The following is an 18979-nucleotide window of genomic DNA, read 5'->3' on the forward strand; positions in this document are numbered from 1 at the left end:
TCAGACGTGCTGGCCGCCGTTGACGTGAATCTCCGCACCGTTCACGTAGGACGCGCCAGCCGTACACAGGAAGTAGATCAGCGAAGCGACTTCCTCGGGCTTGCCCAGCCGGTGCATCGGCACCAGCCGCTCGACAATTTCCGCCGTGCCGGGTGACAGGATCGACGTATCGATCTCGCCCGGTGCGATGGCATTGACCCGTATCCCGTGCGGGCCGAAATCGAAGGCCATTTCCCGGGTCAGCGCCGACAGTGCCGCCTTGGACGTGGCATAGGCGACCCCGGCAAAAGGGTGAACCTTCGAGCCGGCAATCGAGGTGACATTGATGATGCTGCCCTTGGCCGCTTTCAACTCGTCAAACAGCCCGCGAGCCAGTAGCGCCGTGGAGAACAGGTTGACATTGAACACCTTGATCCAGGTGCTGTAATCAGACTCCAGAACGCCCATGCGACCGCCTTCCGCCGTCTTCGGCGAAACCCCCGCATTGTTCACCAGCGCATCCAGACGCCCGCCGAGCTTGTCCTTGATCGCCGCCATGCTCGCGCTGACGCTATCGATATCTTCCAAGTCCAGATGGATATGATTGAGCAGACCTTCAGTCCACGGACAGTCATCCACCCAGTTCTGCCTGGACGCCGTGAAAACTTCCCAGCCTGCGGCATTGAAATGCTTGACCGTGGCATGACCGATCCCCCGGCTTGCGCCAGTCAGCAACAGCTTTTTCTTGTCGCCCATGAGTGCGTTCCGGTTTTTGAGGGTGGATGCATCATGTTTTTTGGCGGGCGGGGTGTCAACGCTGTTTGTCCGGTGTCAGGCCGCAGAACGTATGCGGTTAATCCGCCTCAAGACCCTGTGCCATATTGCCCGCTTCGGCTGGGGTTTTGCTTCGCTCACCACAGTCGGCATATCTCGCAAGCGAATCCAGGTTTCACTGCGCCAGTGCAGCACGCTCAGCGAGGTGCCCGGCCACTGCAACTGGCTCATTCTGGGGTTATCCAGCGTCACGCTCTGCTGATCATGCAGCACCGTTAGCACCTCATGCGTCAGCCACTGACGCAGCGCGCGGTTTTCCGGCACGTAATGATGAACCAGCAACGCCAGCACGCCGGATTCGCTGATCATCAGCTGCCGCTGGCATTCGCCATTGGCCTGCAATCAGACCTCGCGACGCTGATCGGCATCAAGCTTGAGCGTGGCGCGCTCGTCCAACGCCTTGCCCATCAGACGGGCAAGGTCGGCCAGGCAAAACCATGCCTGGGCGTCGGTAAAAATGGCGCGCAGCATGCGGCTGTGACGGAGGAAGAGGGTGGCTTCGAAGTGGGGTGTGCGTGGCGCACAGGGGGTGACGGTGAGCATGGGTGCAGCTCCTGGATATGAGACTGCCACAAGACGTCGTCAAACGAATGGGTGGCAGCTGTGCGAAGGTTGACGAACCGGTATCCAGGAAACCGGCAGACCCGAGGGTCTCCGACGCACAGCCGCCATAGCACGTGCCTCAAGTCTGGCTTGATGCAGTGGGTGGGGCGCTGACACACCTGGATAGAGCGGATCGTCAAATCCGGCCGCTGATTTGGCAGCGAACGGCGGGGAGGTTCGCGTGGTGAGGGTAGGGTGGCAAGGGTGTGGGGTTGAAGTGTAGGAAACGGCATTTTTTGCGGCGGCTGCGATGTGTGAGTTTTTAGGTTGTGTTCAGATATCGTCTTGTCGGTTGATGTTTATTATTGGAGGGTGCCCATCTGCATGGGTTAGATGAGGTCACGCCACCCGGTAACGCCTTCATCACCCTCGACAATCTCACACAGGAGGCAACATGTTCGACAAAGGCATCTGGCTGAACGAGCCCCGGCACTGGAACGTGGCGGAAGGGCGTCTGACAGTCACCACAGATCCGCAAACCGATTTCTGGCAACAGACGCACTATGGCTTTTGCCGCGACACTGGTCATTTTCTGGGTGTTTCGGTGACAGGTGATTTCACTGCGCAAGTGCATGTGCAGGGTGATTTCAAGACGCTTTACGATCAGGCGGGCTTGATGGTCCGCATTGACGAGCGCAACTGGGTCAAAACCGGCGTTGAAGTCAGCGACGGAGCCCTGATGCTGGGCAGCGTTCTAACCTGCGGGCAATCGGATTGGGCGACGGGTGCTTTTGATGGGTCATCATCCGGCCTCTGGCTGCGAGTCACTGTCGCCAATGGCGTTATGCGTATTCAGCACTCCAGCGACGCGCTGCGCTGGCCGCTGCTGCGCCTTGCGCCATTTCCAGCGAGTGATGTTTATGCAGTAGGCCCGATGTGCTGCAGTCCGGAGCGGGGAGGGCTGGAAGTGGTGTTCTCTCATTTCGAGGTGATGCATGCACTGGGCAAGGATTTGCATGATCTGACGTGAGTTGCTCTTCAGCGAGCCATTGCAGGCCCGCTGAAGAACGACAGGGTTATCTTGTGTTACTGAACGACAGTGAACTTGCAGTTTTCAGGTGATGTTTTCTCACACACGTTATAAACAAGGCCAAAAGGCCCATTTTCTTTCTTCCAGGCACCGCTTGCAGTTTTTACGGTGAAAGTCTTATTTTTATTAGCGATGAAGCGCATGTCCAGCGCTTCGCGCCCACCGATGTTGTAGGTACAGTATTGCAGCATCTGAGGCGTGTCTGGGCCCTCTTGAATAATAAGGGCCAAGTCAAAGGACTGCGCAGGCATTTTCTTTTTCACAACGCCTTGCATCACGCCGGTCCACTCGCCGTCATTACCGCTCGCCCGGTAAACACCGGGTGAGACCTGCTCGATCTTCTCGACGGCAGGGCAGTTTTCCGCCGCTTGAGAGGTCATGGACATGCCCAGCAGGCAGGTAGCAATTGCGGCGCTGATTAATACTTTTTTCATGATATTCCTTTAATTGAGAATTTAATTCTTGATGTGTTTATATGGCCGTTAGTGCGGATATTTGACGCAGTTGCACAGCGCGTGTTTGTTGTCAGGTACGCCAGTTGGTTGCATGTTTCTGTTTGGTGTGTGGCAGTGGTTTTGTTGCTTATTGTTTCGTTGTTAAAGGTGTGCGTATTTTAGTAAATATTTGATCGTATCCAGTGTGGATGAATTTATCTTAGGCGCTAGAGTGTTTATTGTCTGCACCTTCAGGCCTTAATTGTTTGTAGGAAATGGCGTTGGTTTGTGTGGGGATAATGGGCTGGCTTATTATTTCTGAAACCCTGTTCACATAGGTATTGCAAGCGACGCACGGGATGACGGCTCGAAGGGATGAGCGCGGTAGGCTTTAGAATTGCGACATTATTTGATCATCGGACATTTCTACCTGGCGATGTTCTCAGCGGATTTGGTTTGCGGGGTAGTGATATTGCGCGGGAAGCGAAGTCACTAATTTGCGAGTTATAGCTTGCCCCCTAACTGGGGCGGTTGTAGAGGTGTTGACTACTCTCGCGGCTTAATAGCAAAGAGCAGTCGTTACTCCTCATCCTCAAGCGGGAATCAATCCTGCTTCCTGATAGCTTAAAATCAAATCGTCAAACAGCTGGATATCCTCTCGCGTTCTAGCGATGAGCTGAGCGCCTGCTACGGCTGTTTAGATCGCACGAGCACGTCGTTCACAACTTTTAGTGTCACCCCATTTGCTGTCAGCGAGAACGTCCGCAAGCCACTTTATGTTCACGTCTGCGAACGCCTTCACTTCCTTGGACACTTGATCAGGAAGGTCTTCAAACTCGGCGGCCATGAAGCTCGAGATGCACAACCTATTCCTGTTCGCCAGGGATTTACGGAAAATCGACGGATAGAGCTGCTTCCAGGCACTCGCTTATAGCTTTATAAGTAAGGGAGTAGAGCTGAAGTGGCTACTGCTTTTACCATTCCCGGCTCGCTGGCTACTCGTACGTTTCTGTCTGCAATGTAGGAAAGGATTTGCTACAGGTTAATTCGCGCTGCCGACAGCCACTCAGCCAGCATCTGGCGGGGTCTGCTTCGACTCTAGAAAGACATGCATCTCGGCCATGACCTGATCGTGTGGAATATTGGGCGTTGGATCGTTGATTGAGGCTTGGACCTGCGTACGAAACCACTTGTCATAGCGGGTGACCTGTTTCTCAGTTTCAAATTCCGACACGATTGGAGAACTTCGAACGCTCATGATCCAGCTCCTATTGGTTGTGAATCCATCTTAGGTGTCACCGCCACTGTAAAAATGACCCCCTAACGCCAACCTAGAATTGACCCCCTGGGTAAAACTGGCGGCTTTGAGCTGCCAATATGTTGACCCAGGAGCAGTCTGTGGAAATTAAAGTATTGGCCCGTCAGGGCCATGGCATCAAATTCATCGCCCGTGAGCTGGGTATTTCGCGTAACACCGTGCGCAAGTACCTGCGAAAGGCCCGGTCGCTACCCAGTGACAAGGTGAGACCCGCACGTCCGTGCAAAATCGACCCCTTCAAGGACTACCTGCATGAGCGTATTGAGGCAGCGCGCCCGCACTGGATTCCGGCGACCGTCCTGCTGCGTGAGATCACGGCATTGGGGTACAGCGGCGGCGTCAGTCGTCTGAAGGCTTATATTCGCCCCTTCAAACGTAAGGCAGAAGAGCCGGTGGTACGTTTCGAAACTCTGCCCGGCAAGCAGATGCAGGTGGACTTCACCACCATTCGACGAGGCCGTCAGCCGCTTAAGGCGTTCGTGGCGACACTTGGTTTTAGTCGAGCAAGCTTTGTCCGTTTCTCCGAGCGAGAGGACAGCGAAGCCTGGCTGACAGGGCTTCGGGAAGCGTTCGCTTACTTTGGCGGCGTGCCCGAGCAGGCATTGTTTGATAACGCCGGAACCATCATCACCGAGCGAGACGCTTTTGGGGAGGGCCTGCACCGTTGGCATCCCCGATTGGCTGCGCTGGCCGATGAGTTTGGTTTTATTCCCAAGGTCTGCCGCCCTTACCGTGCCCAGACCAAGGGCAAGGTTGAGCGCTTCAACGGGTATCTGAAGGGCAGTTTCATTACCCCGTTGGCCGCTACGCTCAAGAGTGCGGGTCTGACGCTGGATGTGGTGACGGCCAACGCACATATCGGCCAATGGCTCGACGAAGTCGCTCATCAGCGGATTCACGGCACGACGGGTGTTCAACCAGCGGTACGTCTGGCCGAAGAGCAGCAGGTACTATTACCACTGCCAACACAGAGCCTGCGCCCACAACCCGCCCAAGGCCTACGCCTGGGGCGGGTCCTGCCGTACGAGAGCTTGCAGCATCCGCTGTCGGTTTATGAGCAACTGCTGGAGGTGAGAGCATGAACCTTCAACATGCTCGCCTGACAGAACTATGCAAGGGGCTAAAGCTTGAGCGCGTCGGGGTGGACTGGCCGCACCTTGCCCAACAAGCAGCAAGCGGCGAAGACAGCTTTGCCGACTTCCTCGAAAAGCTGCTGGCTGCCGAGACCGATGCCCGAAGTGAACGCTCTCGACAGGCCCTGCTGAAAACTGCCGCGCTGCCCGCCGTGAAAACGCTGGAGCAATACGACTTCGCGTTTGCCACCGGCGTCCCCCGGGCACAGCTCCAGGAGCTGGCAGCATTGAGTTTTGTTGGGCGTACCGAGAACATCGTGTTCCTGGGGCCTAGTGGTGTAGGCAAGAGCCACCTGGCCATCGCCCTGGCCTACCGGGCAGTGATGGCCGGTATCAAAACCCGCTTCGTCACTGCGGCTGACTTGATGCTGCAACTGACCGCTGCGCACCGCCAGGAACGGCTCAAGGAATACTTCAGTCGTGTGGTGATGGCCCCCGGGTTGTTGGTCATCGATGAAATCGGTTACCTGCCGTTTGGTCGTGATGAAGCCAACCTGTTCTTCAATGTTGTCGCCAAGCGCTACGAGCAAGGCAGCCTGATCCTCACGAGTAACTTGCCGTTTACCCAGTGGGCCGGAACCTTTGCGGATGATCAAACACTGACAGCGGCCATGCTGGACAGGCTGTTACATCATGCCCATATCGTGCAGATGACAGGTGAAAGCTATCGACTCAAGGACAAGCGCAAAGCAGGAATCAAATCGTCTCGGGCCGAACCGGCTCGAAAATATGAACCCGAGGGGGGTCAAAACTAAGTTGGCGATTTAGCACGGAAGGGGGTCACTTTTTAGTTGGCGTTGACACTTAGGTGCTCAGCGGCGCATTATCTGCGCCTATCTGCCTGATTTTCTGTAGGAAACGGCTCTGTCGCCGGATCAGCCCCGAGCAGCGCTGACGCCCCCTGCAACTTACAATTGGCACGATTTCTAGAGTTTCCATTACCTTCGTTTTTTCGAGAGCAGACGACAATGTTTTCCTACTGAATTAGAATACAGTTATTTATAGGAAAGTCGGAAAGAACGCATGGCAAGCAACATTCATAGCCCTTTGATGACCAGATCTCTTACCTAAGAGAAGCGTTAGAGCTACGTCTTCTTGAGGTTTCGGACATTGTGCAATGGGCGGACGATCAGATCACTGCACGGGAAAATCCTACCTATGAACTGATAGAGCTCGCGCTGATGAGTGACTCGAATCGGTACGACACCGCAAATCAGTTACTTCGAGTCGGGACTCCCTCCTTGAGCCGCGCAGAGGTGTTGCCCTATGTGCTCGCCAAGGCACATGAAAAACTACTTGTAGATCCTGATTTTGGAAAGGTCTTAGCAGAGGGAATGTACCAATCCTGGTTTCGATCGAATTACGACTTTCCTGACGCTCTTAGCCTGTGCGGCTATTTCGAGGATGCTTATTCATTGGCTGAGAGCGGGATAGTTGGAACAGTGGACCAGATCAACCGGGAATTGCTTGAGTTTACTGCCCAGTTTCAGGACTGCAACTGGTTCGCGAGCGTGCTTGGCCGATAGCGTTCTCGTTTTGAGGCTGGATCCGAGATTATGGGACCAGAAGACATTAGCGCTAAGCGCTCACGAAAGTCATACGTGACTCAGGCAGGCATCCGCTGACGATGCGATAGCAATTGGCCAATCTCACTGGCCGCTACGTCGGCAACCTAGCCAGCGCGTTCGACATACCTGCACGCGTATCCATCGGTTCGGTGGAGAGCCAGATGGCGTCAATGCGGACCACTAGGTAACCTTAATGACTGTCGGCAGTTGGAGTTATGCGGAAACGCTGTTGGGGGCCTATGGCACATTGAAGGCTGAACAGGATCCCTCGGCTCATGGTGACCGAGGCGCGTGTTTGGGGTACACAGATCAATAGGCCAAGCTTCTGGCCATTCTTACGATGCTTTCCTGTGTCCATTGCTCCACCATGGGACGTGTGGCAGGTATGAAAAGTCGTCACTCGCTGACAAACTTTTCACGACGCATCGGCATTGTATAGCTGTTGGAGGCAGTCGCTGGTGGCTCTTCTATCTTCGCCATTTCTAAGTTCTTCAACGTAATGCGATACCAGCCACTGTTGAATGCGGCCATTTCGAAGCAGGACATAATCAGCTTGGACAGGCTGTTCGGAGAAACGAAATAGAGACCAGCAGTACGCCCCTCCACCGGCACACTTGCATCAGTTTCCAACAGGATGAGACCGTCGTCGAAAACACGCCAGGACGTTTCTCCCTACTTCAAACCCGTGAACGACCTGTCATCCCATTCTTCATAGCCCTGCTTAAACTTCGCTAAGCCCAGATTATGAAGGCTTTGGAAAATATCATCACGGCGTTGGGTAGTCCCGTGCACAGCATGCTGCTCGACGGGCTGTGGCAAAAAGGCAAACTCAAGTTTTGGCGCAGAGTGCCCACTGTACGAACGAGCGCCTGATGCCTCCATGATGCGCTCGTGAAAAGCTTTCTCTGGAAGTGAGTTTTTGGATTTTTCCATCCTGCTCAGGCCTTGGACGATAGCTTTCAACAGCTCTTGGGGATCAGAGAATGAAGCTCTGAAAAAACCCAGCTTGTAGTCGGACACCTCATTAACGAACACAGCCTGCTTCGGATCAAAGTCTGTCTGCTGGATGAAAACCAGAATCGGCTTACGCTTGCTTACTGCCTGGCGAAATGAATCGCCCCGGATTCTCTAGACACCTTGCAAGCTCATTGCGTAACGTTTTTCAAACTCTACCGGTGACAGCTGATTGTTGAAACCATGGCGGCGTTTTGGGTTGTAGAACATCTCGATGTAATCGAACACATCACTACGAGCATCTTGCCGTGAGGTGTAGATTTTCCGCTTGATTCGTTCCCGTTTCAGAAGCTGGAAAAAGCTCTCAGCCACGGCGTTGTCATGACAATTGCCTCGGCGGCTCATGCTGACAACCAAATTGTTTGCCTTCAAAAAACTGCGCCAATCGGAGCTGCTGTACTGGCTGCCCTGGTCGGAGTGAACCATCACCTCTTGTTTCGGTTTTCGCCTCCAAACCGCCATCAATAACGCATCAATGGCCAAATCACTGGTCATCTGCGACTTCATTGACCAGCCAACGACCTGACGAGAAAACAGATCCAGCACCACCGCCAAATACAGCCAGCCTTCATACGTACGAACGTAGGTGATGTCGGTGACCCAAACCTTGTTGGGTTCCACGACATCGAACTCGCGCTTCAGTAAATTGGGTGAGGCGACCGCTGGCTTACCGCCGTACTTTCCAGGGCGACGTCGATACCCTGTCTGAGAGCGCAGACCTTCAAGACGCATCAACCTCGCCACACGATGCCGACCACAATCTTCACCGACCTCGCGCAGGTCGTCATGGATTTTGCGATAGCCATAAACTGCGCCGCTCTCCAGCCACGAGTGCTTGATCAAACCGAGCAATCGCTGGTCGTCTTTAGCGCGTGCAGATTGCGGCTCAGACAACCAAGCGTAATAACCACTGGGATGGACTTTGAACCGCCCCGGGTTTCTCGGAGACTCCAACCTTTGAGAGGATGGAGCGATGAAAAAACTACCGAAGTATTCCCCAGAGGTCCGTGAGCGGGCCATCAGGATGGTTTTCGAACACCTTCCTGAGTACGAGTCGCAGTGGGCCACCATCAGTGCCATTGCCCCCAAGATCGGCTGCACGCCCGAGACATTACGGCTGTGGGTTCGCCAATCTGAGCGCAACAGCGGCCAGCGTGATGGGCTGAGCACAGTCGAACGTGAGCGAGTCAAGCTCTTGGAGCGTGAGAACCGTCAGTTGCGTCAAGCTAACGAGATCTTGCGTAAGGCCTCAGCCTATTTTGCCCAGGCGGAGCTCGACCGCCCATTCAAACGATGAAGACGTTTATTGATGAAAACCGCCAGTCTTACGGGGTCGAGCCGATTTGCAAGGTGTTGCCAATCGCCCCGTCGACGTACTACCGGTACGCTGCTCAGCAGGCTGACCCCAGCCAGCAGTCAGCGCGTGCGCAGCGTGACCAGGAACTGGGTGAGCACATCCAGCGAGTCTGGGATGAGCACTTCCAGGTATATGGCGTGCGCAAGGTCTGGCGACAATTGCTGCGTGACGGACTGCAAGTCGCCCGCTGTACGGTGCAACGTCTGATGGGAGAGCTGGGCCTGCAAGGCGTGGTACGCGGCAAGCCCGTCAAGACGACGGTCAGCGACCAAGCCAGGCCGTGCCCGCAGGATCATGTCAACCGTCAGTTTGTGGCTGAGTGCCCGAACGCCCTATGGGTATCGGACTTTACCTACGTCAGTACCTGGCAGGGTTTTGTTTACGTGGCCTTCATCATTGATGTCTTTGCCCGATTCATCGTCGGTTGGAAGGTGTCCAGTTCAGCGCGTACCGATTTTGTACTCGATGCACTGGAGCAAGCCCTTTACGCCCGTCGCCCAGTCAAGCAGGGTGGACTCATTCACCACAGTGACCGTGGCGTGCAGTACGTGTCCATTCGCTATACCGAGCGTCTTGTCGAAGCCGGTATTGAGCCATCGGTCGGGAGTGTCGGTGACTCTTACGACAATGCTTTGGCTGAGACCATCAATGGTCTTTACAAGGCTGAAGTGATTCATCGACGCTCTTGGCCCACACGGGGGGCGGTGGAGCTGGAAACCCTGAAATGGGTGGACTGGTTCAATCACCGCCGCCTGCTGGAGCCAATCGGTCATATTCCACCGGTCGAAGCAGAAGCAATCTATTATCAGCAACTCACCGAGTCTGCCCAGGTGGCATGACTCAAACAAAAGGGTCTCCGAGAAACCCGGGGCGGTTCACTTTCAGCGTCAGGCAAAGCCGTCGAATGGAGTAGTCGCCCGCGCGCTGCTTGATAAAGGCGTACTTCAGCCGCACTCCTTGGCAAAGTACGCGGCGGCCTTTTTTAAGATGTCTCGCTCTTCAGTGACCCGCTTGAGTTCCGCTCGCAGACGACGCAGTTCAGCGTGCTGATCATCGTCTTGCTGCCGTTCTGCCGTTCTGCCTGAGGTTTGCTGTAGCGCTTTATCCAGGCATAGAGGCTATGCGTCGACACGCCAAGACGCGCCGCCACATCAGCGACAGGCAGCTTCTTTTCGGTCACTTGATTGACCGCTTGGATTTTGAATTCTTCGGGATAACGTGGGTTGCTCATGGCACCTCCTGATTGGCCTCAGTTTAAGGCATGGAGGTGTCTACAAAACCCGGGGCGATTCAGATTGTGGCATCTGCGACTGAGTATGCAGCGCTCAGGTTCGACCAGGATAACCGAACCAAAGTCTTTCCCGTCAGCCCGTCCAGATAATTTCTACGCTAATAGACTGTTAAAGCCATAGACCTTGGCTTGGGCTTTAGCTTCATCACTGGTTTTCATAATCACCGCACTCACTGATGCCCCATCGAGTTGATCAAGGGTAATGCGGGGGAGGGCTTTTGGACAGCTACCGATCAAGAGGTTTGATGAACGCCGTCGACTCAAACCGATTGAAAGTCTGGCAAGCGCTATCACAATTTTTCTTGGGCACCGAGGTCTATCAGGCGACCTATGATCAGGTGGTCAAGTCGATTGGGGAGAGCGATTACAACCCGGCGCAGGTGCAATGAGGTACCCGGTAGTGTAGTGGTCTAAAGATTCCGGGCACTCATTTAGGCGAGAATATCGCCAGATAGAGGTGTCTGATGACCAAACAACGCCGTAACCTTTCCACTGAATTCAAGCGTGAGGCAGCAGGCCTCGTGCTTGATCAAGGCTACAGCCACATCGAGGCCTCACGTTCGCTGGGAGTTGTCGAGTCTGCGCTGCGTGGCTGGGTGAGCCAGCTCTAGCAGGAGCGCAATGGCGTAATCCCGCAGAGCAAAGCCCTGACGCCAGAGCAGCAGAAAATCCAAGAACTGGAAGCCCGGATTGCCCGTCTTGAGCGGGAGAAATCCGTTTTAAAAAGGACACCTCGCTCTTGCTACTACGACCATTGCTTGCGACGTCGGGCTCCACCCCCACCCCCAAAAAAACACGGGTTCGTCTACGAACTGTTCAGGCAAAATCGAAGCGCTGCCGACAGCTGCAGTATCGTGTCATAAAGCGACCAAATGCTTTATGAATTGAGTCGAGTTGTCATTAAGAATAACGGCGCCAAGCAGTGTTTCAGATGTTCGGTTTGCACAAGTTTCGTCGAATTCAAGCGGGATTCCTTCATCAGCAAACAGGCTTTTCAATGCCTCCGCAGTGCTGACTGAGAAATCACCCTCTCTATTTCCTCCATGCAGGGCTGCGCGCATTGTTAGCCCCTGTTCCTTAATATCCCGCAGATAATCGCGCACAGACGCTAAAACTTGTTTTGGCATAAGGTCTTCGCGACGAAAAGGGAGCAGATGGAATACGCGAACTTTCGCCCCCGGCCTACGTTCACCCGTGCCGGCATCTACGTTTTCCGCCGCACACGCGACAGCAATGCACGCACTCATGTTGTCTGCGATGACAGGCATATTTACCTGGCTCGTGCCGGCGCTGTATAAATGCCGAGTCTTTCCATCATTGGGGACATTGTAGTTGAATCCGGCCACTTTGACAGTCGTGGTTCTGTCAATCTGGAAACTGTAATTCAGGCCTGTTTCAGAGTGATATACCTGCACCCAGGGAAGTGCGGATTGACTACGATCTTTTATTAAATTACCGCGATGCCGTCTTTCTGCTTGATAAGCTGCTAAAGAAACCATACTAAGAGTATAATCTTCGCCGCACCGCGCGAGTTGAAAATGAGAAAATGTTGCAGGACGTTCGTCCACCTTGTCTGAGGCTCTATCGCTCGCAGATGCCGTTTGATGACTGGATACGGCTCTGACGTTTGAAGGGTTTACGGGCTCCTCCCAGCGGTCTCTATCACTGTAGCTGTAGCTGCTGCCAGAGTGTTTTGAAATACATAGTCCCATGACGGTTCTCTCTTCGATGTAGGATTAAGCGATAGGCGCGCAGCGACATGACCGAAAAATTAATATGGTCGTTGCCACGCTCCACATGGCTAATATATAGAATTCGCTAGTTTGCTTTCCGTTGGTTATGTGATGCTTGGATTTCGATTGCGACACTGCTCAATGTCGAGCGGGCGGCACACGTTTGAATGGTATGTTTGATCGTATGTGCTGAACATTTGGATACGCGCATGCGTGTAGCTCAAAAAAGAAAGCTACTGAGTGGCTAAAACTCTTCAGCGGTTCCATATCCGGGAGTATCAGTTTTTTTGTGTTCGGGCTGGTTAGGGCCTGCCGTCAGGCAGGCCCTTGTTTTACCAGCTCGGTCTGGTAAATCGGTCTCCGTACAGGATCGCAAATTGATTCATTGCCACTTTCCAGTCGTGTGCCGCATGACCCCAGTTGGCGGTGATGTTGCGCAACCCAAGCCATATCAGTTTCGTCGCGGCCTCATCGGTCGGGAAGTGCCCTCGAGTCTTGATGATCTTGCGTAACTGGGCATTGATGCTCTCGATGGCATTGGTCGTGTAAACCACTTTGCGGATGCCCGCCGGGAAAACAAAAAACGGTATAACCCGATCCCAGGCGCGACGCCATGCAGCAACCACAGTCGGATACTGCTTGCCCCAGGGGCCCGCTTCAAAGGCGTTAAGCTCTTGCTCAGCCACATCTGCATTGATCGCCTGGTAGATCGGCTTGAGTGCTTTGGCCAGTGCCCGACGTTTATCCCAAGCGGCATAGTCCAAGCTGTTGCGGATCAGATGCACGATGCAGGTTTGCAGCGTCGTGGCAGGAAAAACCGCCCCCAACGCCTCCGGTATTCCTTTGAGGCCATCCGTGACGGCGATCAGAACATCTTCAACGCCACGAGTCTTGAGGTCGTTGAACACCTTCATCCAAAACTTGGCACCCTCGGTGCTCTCGATCCATATACCCAGAATGTCGCGCGTGCCATCAGGTAATACCCCCAGCGCCAGATAAATAGCCTTGTTGCACACTAACCCCTCGTCCCGGATTTTGACCCGTAACGCATCGAAGAAGATCACCGGATACATCGGTTCCAAGGGTCGTTGCTGCCAAGTGCCCACCTCTTCCATGACCGCATCGGTGACTGAGCTGATGAAGTCATGGGACACGTTAGTTAGATAGAAAAGCGCGGATCTCACGCACCGTCATGCCCCGGGCGTACATGGCAATTATCTTGTCGTCGAAGCCTGTAAAACGTCGTTCGTGCTTGGGAATCAGGATCGGGGCGAAGCTACCATCGCGGTCTCTGGGGATATCCAGGCGAAGCGGCCCGTCGTCGGTCAGAACCGTCTTGCTGCTTTTGCCATTACGCTGATTGGTCGACTCCTCAGGGCGCTCCGCGCCCTGAGGGTAACCAAGGTGGTGACCCAGCTCGGCGCCTAGGGTCTGTTCCCGTTTCACATTGGCAGCCACAGAAAAGCGCAGGCCATTGCTATGACGCTTTCATAGTTTCTCTTGAGTTTGTCGAACCGAGAAGCCGCCGCCCGGAAATGCTTCAACCGGGCAAAGGCGTTTTCTACGAGATGTCGATTGCGATATAACCCTTTGTCCAGATCTGCGTTCCCTTTCAGAGAATTGCGCTTTCGTGGAATCACCACTTTGCTGCCTTGCTGCTCGACCTGAGCGCGTATCGCTTCAGTGTCGTAGCCCTTGTCCGCAATGATCACTTCTGCATTGGGCATCTTGGCAATCAACGAGGCCGCCTGCGAACAATCATTGGTCTGGCCTCCGGTCACGTCAAATGCAATGGGCAGCCCACAAGCGTCTACAGCCAGGTGAATCTTGCTGGTGTTACCGGCTCGGCTTTTTCCGATGGCCTGGTCCTGCGTGCTGGCAGCACCTGCACTGTGCTGATGAGCCTTTACATAGCTGCCATCAATGAAAACCCACTCCATGTCAGGATCGGTCATCAGCACCTCAAGCACCTTGACCCACTTGCCTGAAGCAGACCAGGCATTGAACCGCTTGTAGACCTTGCTCCAGTTTCCAAACGCTTTCGGCAGGTCTCGCCAAGGGCAACCCACACGCATGCGGTACAGCATGCCTTCAACCGTGGTGCGCAAATCTCGCTTGTTGTAGATCGATTCGTGCAGCAAAATTTCTCGAAGCTTCGGCCAGTGCTCATCACTGAGCATTAATCGGGGCATTGCAGGCTCGTATTGGTGTTGTGTGAGAACTCCAACAATACGGGCCTGTTCTCATAGAGATCAATGGGTTACGTCGAAACGGGAACAGACCCTAGCGCACGCTCGATCAGAGCCTTCTTGAACGCCATGGACGCGTCTTGAATGGCTTCGGCGCTCATCGGGCCTTTAACAAACTGCTCGATCAGCTCTTGGGGAATCGAGGGCAACTCCCTCGCTGTTGCATTGGCGGACTTCTTTTTGGTCGGCATACATGCACCTCTAGCTACATGTTATGCCCGAACACAAAATTTCTGACAGTCTCGCAAACACCTACTTACGAGGACACGACATGCTTTATATGGTTTTCAGCGGCACTATCAAAGACGGCAAAACCGAAGAGTTTTACCGCGACATCGCAGCCGTATCGCAAAAACTCACCCTTCAGCATGATAAGGCAGTGGTCTACCAATGGCATCGGGACGAAGAGAATGCAAATCGCTTTTTCCTGAATGAGCAATGGGAAAGCGTCGAAGATCTGCATGCCCATTTCGAGACTCTCTACAAAGCCTTCGGTCCGGCTAAGCCGACTGAACGTTTGCCGTCCAAAATCCTCGACTACCTTGACGAGGCCAGAGTAAATTTCTATCAGACAGTTGGCTGATAGAAATTCGCTCCCTTGGGCACAGTGCCCAAGGGAGCTGTTGCTGGTCTATGTCAATCTCATCATTGCGGGTTTTGAGAAGTAGGCTTTCAGATAAACGGATGTGACAATCACCTGTCAAAAAAGACAGCTCGTAGTTGACAGGCGCATGTCTTAAGCTTGGATGGGCATCCTCCTAATCACGCAACATGTGTTCAGCGGACGCATACAAAAAAGGCCCTATCGAGGGCCTTTTGTCTGTCTGGAATCTAGCGTTCCAGATCAGCGATCTTGCCGGTTTTGCCATCCCACTCTGCCGCATCCGGCATCGCATCTTTCTTTTCGGTGATGTTGGGCCAGACCTCGGCAAGCTCAGCGTTGAGCTCGATGAAATTTTCCATGCCAGCAGGAATCTCGTCTTCCGAGTAAATGGCCACGGCAGGGCACTCAGGCTCGCAGAGCGCGCAGTCGATGCACTCGTCCGGGTGGATCACCAGGAAATTCGGGCCTTCGTAAAAGCAGTCCACCGGACAGACTTCTACGCAGTCGGTGTACTTGCACTTGATGCAGTTGTCGGTGACGACGAAGGTCATTTCTAATTTTCTCCTCAGGCGGCTGCTGTGGCAGAGCCCTTCCAGACAGGGTTGCCAGGTTCGGGAGGTTTCCCGGCCCTATGAAAATACGTGCTTTTGGTGGGTGGCCTTGAGGCAGTGGGACTGCGTCGCCTGCTACCTACCAGTGGTTCGCTGCATTTTCACGCGGCTCGAAAAACGCCTCGGCCAGGCTAAAAGCCGAGAGCGTCCCAAACCGCGCGGGATTCTAACAGTATGTAACGCTTCGCGTCACAGGCGAGTTTGCAATGTGTATAGCAAATCCAGCGCCTGCCGCGGAGTCATATCGTCGACTTTGATCTTGGACAGTTCGTCGAGCACCGGATGAGGCAGGCTTGCAAACATATCGCTCTGCTGCGGGACCGCGGGTTTGCCGGGCTTGGCTTTAGGCTGTTCGTGCGGCAGGCTGGTGGTTTCCAGGCGCTGCAGATGCTCTTTGGCGCGCGTGATTACCTTGCCCGGAACGCCCGCAAGCTGGGCCACGGCCAGGCCATAGCTCTGGCTGGCTGGTCCTGGCAGTACGCGGTGCAGGAAGACGATCCGCTCGTTATGCTCGGTAGCATTCAGGTGCACGTTGGTCACCAGCGGTTCGCTTTCCGGCAGCACTGTCAGCTCGAAATAGTGCGTCGCGAACAGTGTATAAGCACGCAGTTGCGCCAGACATTCCGCCGCTGCCCAAGCCAGAGAAAGGCCGTCGAAGGTGCTGGTACCGCGTCCGACTTCGTCCATCAGCACCAGGCTTTTGTCGGTAGCGTTGTGCAGGATGTTTGCCGTTTCGCTCATTTCCACCATGAACGTCGAGCGCCCGCCGGCCAGGTCGTCGCTGGAGCCGATACGGGTGAAGATCCGGTCGACCAACGACAGTTCGCAGCTGCCAGCGGGCACGAAACTGCCGATATGCGCCAGCAGTACGATCAGCGCCGTCTGACGCATATAGGTCGATTTACCGCCCATGTTCGGGCCGGTTATGACCAGCATGCGCGTGCTGTCGTCCAGCGCCAGGTCGTTGGCGACAAACGGAGTGCTTAGTACCTGTTCTACGACCGGGTGACGGCCCTGCTCAATGCGCATGCAAGGCTCGGCAACGAAGCGTGGGCAGTTGAGGTCCAGATTCAGCGCGCGCTCCGCAAGGTTGCTCAGCACGTCCAGTTCAGCCAGCGCCGCTGCCGTGTCCTGCAGCGGCGCTAGATGGCCGATCAGGTCTTCAAGCAGCGCTTCGTAGAGCATCTTTTCACGTGCCAGTGCACGGCTTTTGGCCGACAACGCCTTGTCTTCGAATTCCTTGAGTTCAGGCGTGATAAAGCGCTCGGCGCCCTTGAGGGTCTGGCGGCGTATGTAATCAGCCGGGGTCTGCTCGGCCTGTTTGCTCGGCAGCTCGATGAAGTAGCCGTGCACGCGGTTGTAACCGACTTTCAGGTTGGCAAGACCGGTACGGGCCTTTTCGCGGGCCTCCAGATCGATCAGGAACTGACCGGCGTTTTCACTCAGCGATTGCAGATCATCCAGCTCCGCGTCGTAGCCGGTTTTCAGAACACCGCCGTCGCGGATCACGGCAGGCGGATTGTCGATGATTGCGCGCTGCAGCAGATCGGCGAGTTCCGGATAGGTGCTGGCGGTCTGCGCAAGTTGCTGCAGATGCGGGGCCTCTAGGTCGGTCATCGCCTGCTGCAGTTCGGGCAGGGCGCTCAGGGCGTCGCGCAGACGCGCAAGGTCTCGTGGTCGCGCATTACGCAGGCCGATACGCGCCAGAATCCGCTCGATATCGCCGATTTCCTTGAGCTGCGGTTGCAGGTTCTCGAAGCGGTAGCGCTCCAGAAAGCAGGTAATGGACGTCTGGCGTGCCTGAAGAATTGTCAGGTCGCGCAACGGCCGGTTCAGCCAGCGGGTCAGCAGCCGCGTTCCCATCGCCGTCTGGCAGCGGTCCATGACCGATTGCAGCGTATTGTCGCGGCCACCGGAGAGGTTGGTGTCCAGCTCAAGGTTACGCCGACTGGCTGCGTCGAGGATTACCGTATCGTCGAGGCGTTCGTGGCGCAGGCTGCGCAAGTGGGGCAGGGCGGTACGCTGGGTTTCCTTGGCGTAGCTGAGCAGGCAGCCCGCAGCACCGATGGCGAGTGTCAGGTTTTCGCAACCAAAACCCTTCAGGTCCTGGGTTGAAAACTGCTGACACAGACTTTTATGGGCTGAGTCGCGCTCGAAATCCCACGGCGCACGACGTCGCGCACCACGGCGTTTTTCGGCAGGCAGACCTTGCGGCCAGTCGTCCGGAATCAACAGCTCGACCGGGTTGATGCGTTCAAGCTCGGCCAGCAGATTCTCCCAGCCCTTGATCTCCAGCACACTGAAGTTGCCGCTGGTAATGTCCAGCACGGCAAGGCCGAACAGGCGTTCGTCACCCAGTACGGCGGCAATCAGGTTATCCCTGCGCTCATCGAGCAAGGCCTCGTCGCTGATGGTTCCGGGCGTAATGATGCGGACCACCTGACGATCCACCGGGCCCTTGCTGGTGGCCGGGTCGCCGATCTGCTCACAGATCACGACCGATTCGCCCAGCTTAACCAGTTTGGCCAGATAGCCTTCGGCGGCGTGATAAGGAATCCCGCACATGGGGATGCTCTGGCCTGCCGACTGACCGCGCGCGGTCAGGGTGATGTCCAGCAACTTGGCGGCTTTCTTCGCATCTTCGTAGAAGATCTCGTAGAAATCGCCCATGCGATAAAACATCAGTTGATCCAGGTGCTGGTTTTTGAGTTTCCAGTACTGCTGCATCATCGGAGTATGTGAGGACAGGTCGGAAATTGCTTTATTCATCAGTGGCTTAGGCAAGTTCTTGAGAGGAGTGAGGCAACCTTGAGGCATGACGGGTGGTCCCTCCTTGAATCGAGGGGCGTCTGCCGGGTATGTGCGATGGTCGCAAGGTTATCACGCTCAATCATGCGGTGCAGTTAGAGCGTACCTTCCGCTTATTGGTGACCGGGCGTTTCCTGACAGCCATCAACCTCGATTTGGCGTATAGACTTTCATCGCTGCTACTCGATAACCGGGCGGCACGCTATAAAAAAGGACTTTTATATGAAAAACAAACGAGCAAGGGATTCCGTCAACGGTCGCTTCATCCCGCTGGAAGAAGCCAGAAAAAGGCCGAGAGAAACGACGGTCGAAACGGTCAAAAAGCCGGAACGCAGGAAAGATGCGCGATAAACCGGCAATGGCAGACCCGCTTCAAGGTGGCTGCCTTGTCTCAGGAATCACTTTTACAGGCT

The 18979-nt window shown here is 54.9% G+C and carries 17 protein-coding genes, 7 pseudogenes and 1 other annotated feature; of the genes and pseudogenes, 9 read left to right on the top strand and 15 right to left on the bottom strand.

The features are described from left to right. Together AC4ANK_RS08335 and AC4ANK_RS08340 are read right to left on the bottom strand one after the other, a co-directional pair. On the bottom strand, positions 1–735 hold the full coding sequence (locus tag AC4ANK_RS08335; protein WP_002554781.1) for an SDR family NAD(P)-dependent oxidoreductase: 735 nt from the start codon (positions 733–735) through the stop codon (positions 1–3). Positions 736–810: 75 nt separating this feature from the next. After that, positions 811–1356: pseudogene (locus AC4ANK_RS08340) on the bottom strand (BRO-N domain-containing protein). Between the two features lie 454 nt (positions 1357–1810). Between AC4ANK_RS08340 and AC4ANK_RS08345 the strand changes: the two are divergent. Then, positions 1811–2386 carry a DUF1349 domain-containing protein gene (locus tag AC4ANK_RS08345; RefSeq protein ID WP_002554778.1) on the top strand — a complete coding sequence of 192 codons (576 nt, stop codon included), beginning with the start codon at positions 1811–1813 and terminating at the stop codon, positions 2384–2386. Positions 2387–2442: 56 nt separating this feature from the next. Here AC4ANK_RS08345 and AC4ANK_RS08350 read toward each other — a convergent pair whose 3' ends face one another. The 3 genes and pseudogenes from AC4ANK_RS08350 to relB form a co-directional block, all read right to left on the bottom strand. After that, positions 2443–2880, bottom strand: coding sequence for a DUF3757 domain-containing protein (locus AC4ANK_RS08350; protein WP_002554777.1), 438 nt, complete (start codon positions 2878–2880; stop codon positions 2443–2445). Positions 2881–3472: 592 nt separating this feature from the next. Then, a pseudogene (locus AC4ANK_RS08355) lies at positions 3473–3793 on the bottom strand (TetR/AcrR family transcriptional regulator); the annotation flags it as partial. Positions 3794–3946: 153 nt separating this feature from the next. Continuing rightward, positions 3947–4138, bottom strand: coding sequence for a type II toxin-antitoxin system RelB family antitoxin (gene relB / locus AC4ANK_RS08360; protein ID WP_031598806.1), 192 nt, complete (start codon positions 4136–4138; stop codon positions 3947–3949). Between the two features lie 119 nt (positions 4139–4257). Here relB and istA point away from each other — a divergent pair, with 119 nt between their 5' ends. From istA to AC4ANK_RS08375, 3 genes are all read left to right on the top strand, one after another. Continuing rightward, positions 4258–5280, top strand: a complete 1023-nt coding sequence (istA, locus tag AC4ANK_RS08365) for an IS21-like element ISPsy4 family transposase (RefSeq protein ID WP_460383174.1) — start codon at positions 4258–4260, stop codon at positions 5278–5280. Beyond that, positions 5277–6086 (top strand): IS21-like element ISPsy4 family helper ATPase IstB, encoded by an 810-nt coding sequence (gene istB, locus AC4ANK_RS08370; protein WP_460383172.1) that lies wholly within the window; start codon positions 5277–5279, stop codon positions 6084–6086. Before istA ends, istB begins: the two co-directional genes overlap by 4 nt. Positions 6087–6572: 486 nt before the next feature. Continuing rightward, the gene (locus tag AC4ANK_RS08375) at positions 6573–6857 is read left to right on the top strand and encodes a hypothetical protein (RefSeq protein ID WP_255884995.1); all 285 of its coding nucleotides are present in this window, start codon (positions 6573–6575) and stop codon (positions 6855–6857) included. 438 nt (positions 6858–7295) lie between these two features. Here the strand turns inward: AC4ANK_RS08375 and AC4ANK_RS08380 are convergent, their stop codons facing one another. From AC4ANK_RS08380 to AC4ANK_RS08390, 3 genes and pseudogenes are all read right to left on the bottom strand, one after another. Continuing rightward, the gene (locus tag AC4ANK_RS08380; RefSeq protein ID WP_223227284.1) at positions 7296–7529 is read right to left on the bottom strand and encodes a hypothetical protein; all 234 of its coding nucleotides are present in this window, start codon (positions 7527–7529) and stop codon (positions 7296–7298) included. A gap of 42 nt (positions 7530–7571) precedes the next feature. Beyond that, a complete protein-coding gene (locus AC4ANK_RS08385; RefSeq protein ID WP_223227283.1) occupies positions 7572–7934 on the bottom strand; it encodes a hypothetical protein in 363 nt (120 codons plus the stop codon). A gap of 93 nt (positions 7935–8027) precedes the next feature. Beyond that, positions 8028–8837: pseudogene (locus AC4ANK_RS08390) on the bottom strand (IS3-like element ISPsy29 family transposase); the annotation flags it as partial. Positions 8838–8886: 49 nt separating this feature from the next. On the opposite strand from AC4ANK_RS08390, the gene AC4ANK_RS08395 reads away from it, so the two are divergent. Then, a protein-coding gene (locus tag AC4ANK_RS08395) for an IS3-like element IS51 family transposase (RefSeq protein ID WP_095178853.1) occupies positions 8887–10109 on the top strand; the annotation gives its coding sequence in 2 pieces (ribosomal slippage) (positions 8887–9172 and positions 9172–10109; 1224 coding nt in all). Further along, positions 9165–9281 (top strand) — a sequence feature (AL1L pseudoknot). It overlaps the preceding gene by 117 nt. A 22-nt stretch (positions 10110–10131) precedes the next feature. Here AC4ANK_RS08395 and AC4ANK_RS08400 read toward each other — a convergent pair. After that, positions 10132–10501 (bottom strand): annotated as a pseudogene (locus AC4ANK_RS08400) (transposase); the annotation flags it as partial. A gap of 305 nt (positions 10502–10806) precedes the next feature. Between AC4ANK_RS08400 and AC4ANK_RS08405 the strand changes: the two are divergent. Next, a complete protein-coding gene (locus tag AC4ANK_RS08405) occupies positions 10807–10950 on the top strand; it encodes a DUF7079 family protein (RefSeq protein WP_155489992.1) in 144 nt (47 codons plus the stop codon). A gap of 75 nt (positions 10951–11025) precedes the next feature. Beyond that, positions 11026–11418: pseudogene (locus AC4ANK_RS08410) on the top strand (transposase); the annotation flags it as partial. Here AC4ANK_RS08410 and xopAF read toward each other — a convergent pair. From xopAF to AC4ANK_RS08430, 4 genes and pseudogenes are all read right to left on the bottom strand, one after another. Beyond that, complete coding sequence (gene xopAF, locus AC4ANK_RS08415) at positions 11419–12273, bottom strand: XopAF/AvrXv3 family type III secretion system effector (RefSeq protein ID WP_002552532.1); 855 nt, start codon at positions 12271–12273, stop codon at positions 11419–11421. A gap of 353 nt (positions 12274–12626) precedes the next feature. Beyond that, positions 12627–13731 (bottom strand): annotated as a pseudogene (locus AC4ANK_RS08420) (IS256 family transposase); the annotation flags it as partial. A 5-nt stretch (positions 13732–13736) separates the two neighbouring features. After that, on the bottom strand, positions 13737–14486 hold the full coding sequence (locus AC4ANK_RS08425) for an IS5 family transposase (protein WP_460382697.1): 750 nt from the start codon (positions 14484–14486) through the stop codon (positions 13737–13739). 86 nt (positions 14487–14572) lie between these two features. After that, positions 14573–14734: pseudogene (locus tag AC4ANK_RS08430) on the bottom strand (IS256 family transposase); the annotation flags it as partial. Between the two features lie 80 nt (positions 14735–14814). Between AC4ANK_RS08430 and AC4ANK_RS08435 the strand changes: the two are divergent. Then, a complete protein-coding gene (locus AC4ANK_RS08435) occupies positions 14815–15126 on the top strand; it encodes a putative quinol monooxygenase (protein ID WP_002554693.1) in 312 nt (103 codons plus the stop codon). A gap of 248 nt (positions 15127–15374) precedes the next feature. On the opposite strand, the gene fdxA is transcribed toward AC4ANK_RS08435, so the two are convergent. Both fdxA and mutS read right to left on the bottom strand, forming a co-directional pair. Further along, positions 15375–15698, bottom strand: a complete 324-nt coding sequence (fdxA, locus tag AC4ANK_RS08440) for a ferredoxin FdxA (RefSeq protein WP_002554692.1) — start codon at positions 15696–15698, stop codon at positions 15375–15377. Between the two features lie 249 nt (positions 15699–15947). Then, positions 15948–18515: a DNA mismatch repair protein MutS gene (gene mutS, locus AC4ANK_RS08445; RefSeq protein WP_460385221.1), complete on the bottom strand. Its 2568-nt coding sequence runs from the start codon at positions 18513–18515 to the stop codon at positions 15948–15950. Positions 18516–18788: 273 nt separating this feature from the next. Here mutS and AC4ANK_RS08450 point away from each other — a divergent pair, with 273 nt between their 5' ends. Then, positions 18789–18917: a hypothetical protein gene (locus AC4ANK_RS08450; RefSeq protein ID WP_255872123.1), complete on the top strand. Its 129-nt coding sequence runs from the start codon at positions 18789–18791 to the stop codon at positions 18915–18917. The last annotated feature ends 62 nt before the right edge of the window (positions 18918–18979 follow it).

The sequence above is a fragment of the Pseudomonas sp. Pmew2 genome (assembly GCF_058129885.1).

Coding starts and splice junctions, on each gene's coding strand:
- xopAF (WP_002552532.1), bottom strand. CDS start 12,273: ATGGGACTATGTATTTCAAAACACTCTGGCAGCAGCTACAGCTACAGT.
- fdxA (WP_002554692.1), bottom strand. CDS start 15,698: ATGACCTTCGTCGTCACCGACAACTGCATCAAGTGCAAGTACACCGAC.
- AC4ANK_RS08405 (WP_155489992.1), top strand. CDS start 10,807: ATGAACGCCGTCGACTCAAACCGATTGAAAGTCTGGCAAGCGCTATCA.
- AC4ANK_RS08335 (WP_002554781.1), bottom strand. CDS start 735: ATGGGCGACAAGAAAAAGCTGTTGCTGACTGGCGCAAGCCGGGGGATC.
- AC4ANK_RS08450 (WP_255872123.1), top strand. CDS start 18,789: ATGAAAAACAAACGAGCAAGGGATTCCGTCAACGGTCGCTTCATCCCG.
- relB (WP_031598806.1), bottom strand. CDS start 4,138: ATGAGCGTTCGAAGTTCTCCAATCGTGTCGGAATTTGAAACTGAGAAA.
- istA (WP_460383174.1), top strand. CDS start 4,258: ATGTTGACCCAGGAGCAGTCTGTGGAAATTAAAGTATTGGCCCGTCAG.
- AC4ANK_RS08345 (WP_002554778.1), top strand. CDS start 1,811: ATGTTCGACAAAGGCATCTGGCTGAACGAGCCCCGGCACTGGAACGTG.
- AC4ANK_RS08350 (WP_002554777.1), bottom strand. CDS start 2,880: ATGAAAAAAGTATTAATCAGCGCCGCAATTGCTACCTGCCTGCTGGGC.
- istB (WP_460383172.1), top strand. CDS start 5,277: ATGAACCTTCAACATGCTCGCCTGACAGAACTATGCAAGGGGCTAAAG.
- AC4ANK_RS08435 (WP_002554693.1), top strand. CDS start 14,815: ATGCTTTATATGGTTTTCAGCGGCACTATCAAAGACGGCAAAACCGAA.
- AC4ANK_RS08425 (WP_460382697.1), bottom strand. CDS start 14,486: ATGCCCCGATTAATGCTCAGTGATGAGCACTGGCCGAAGCTTCGAGAA.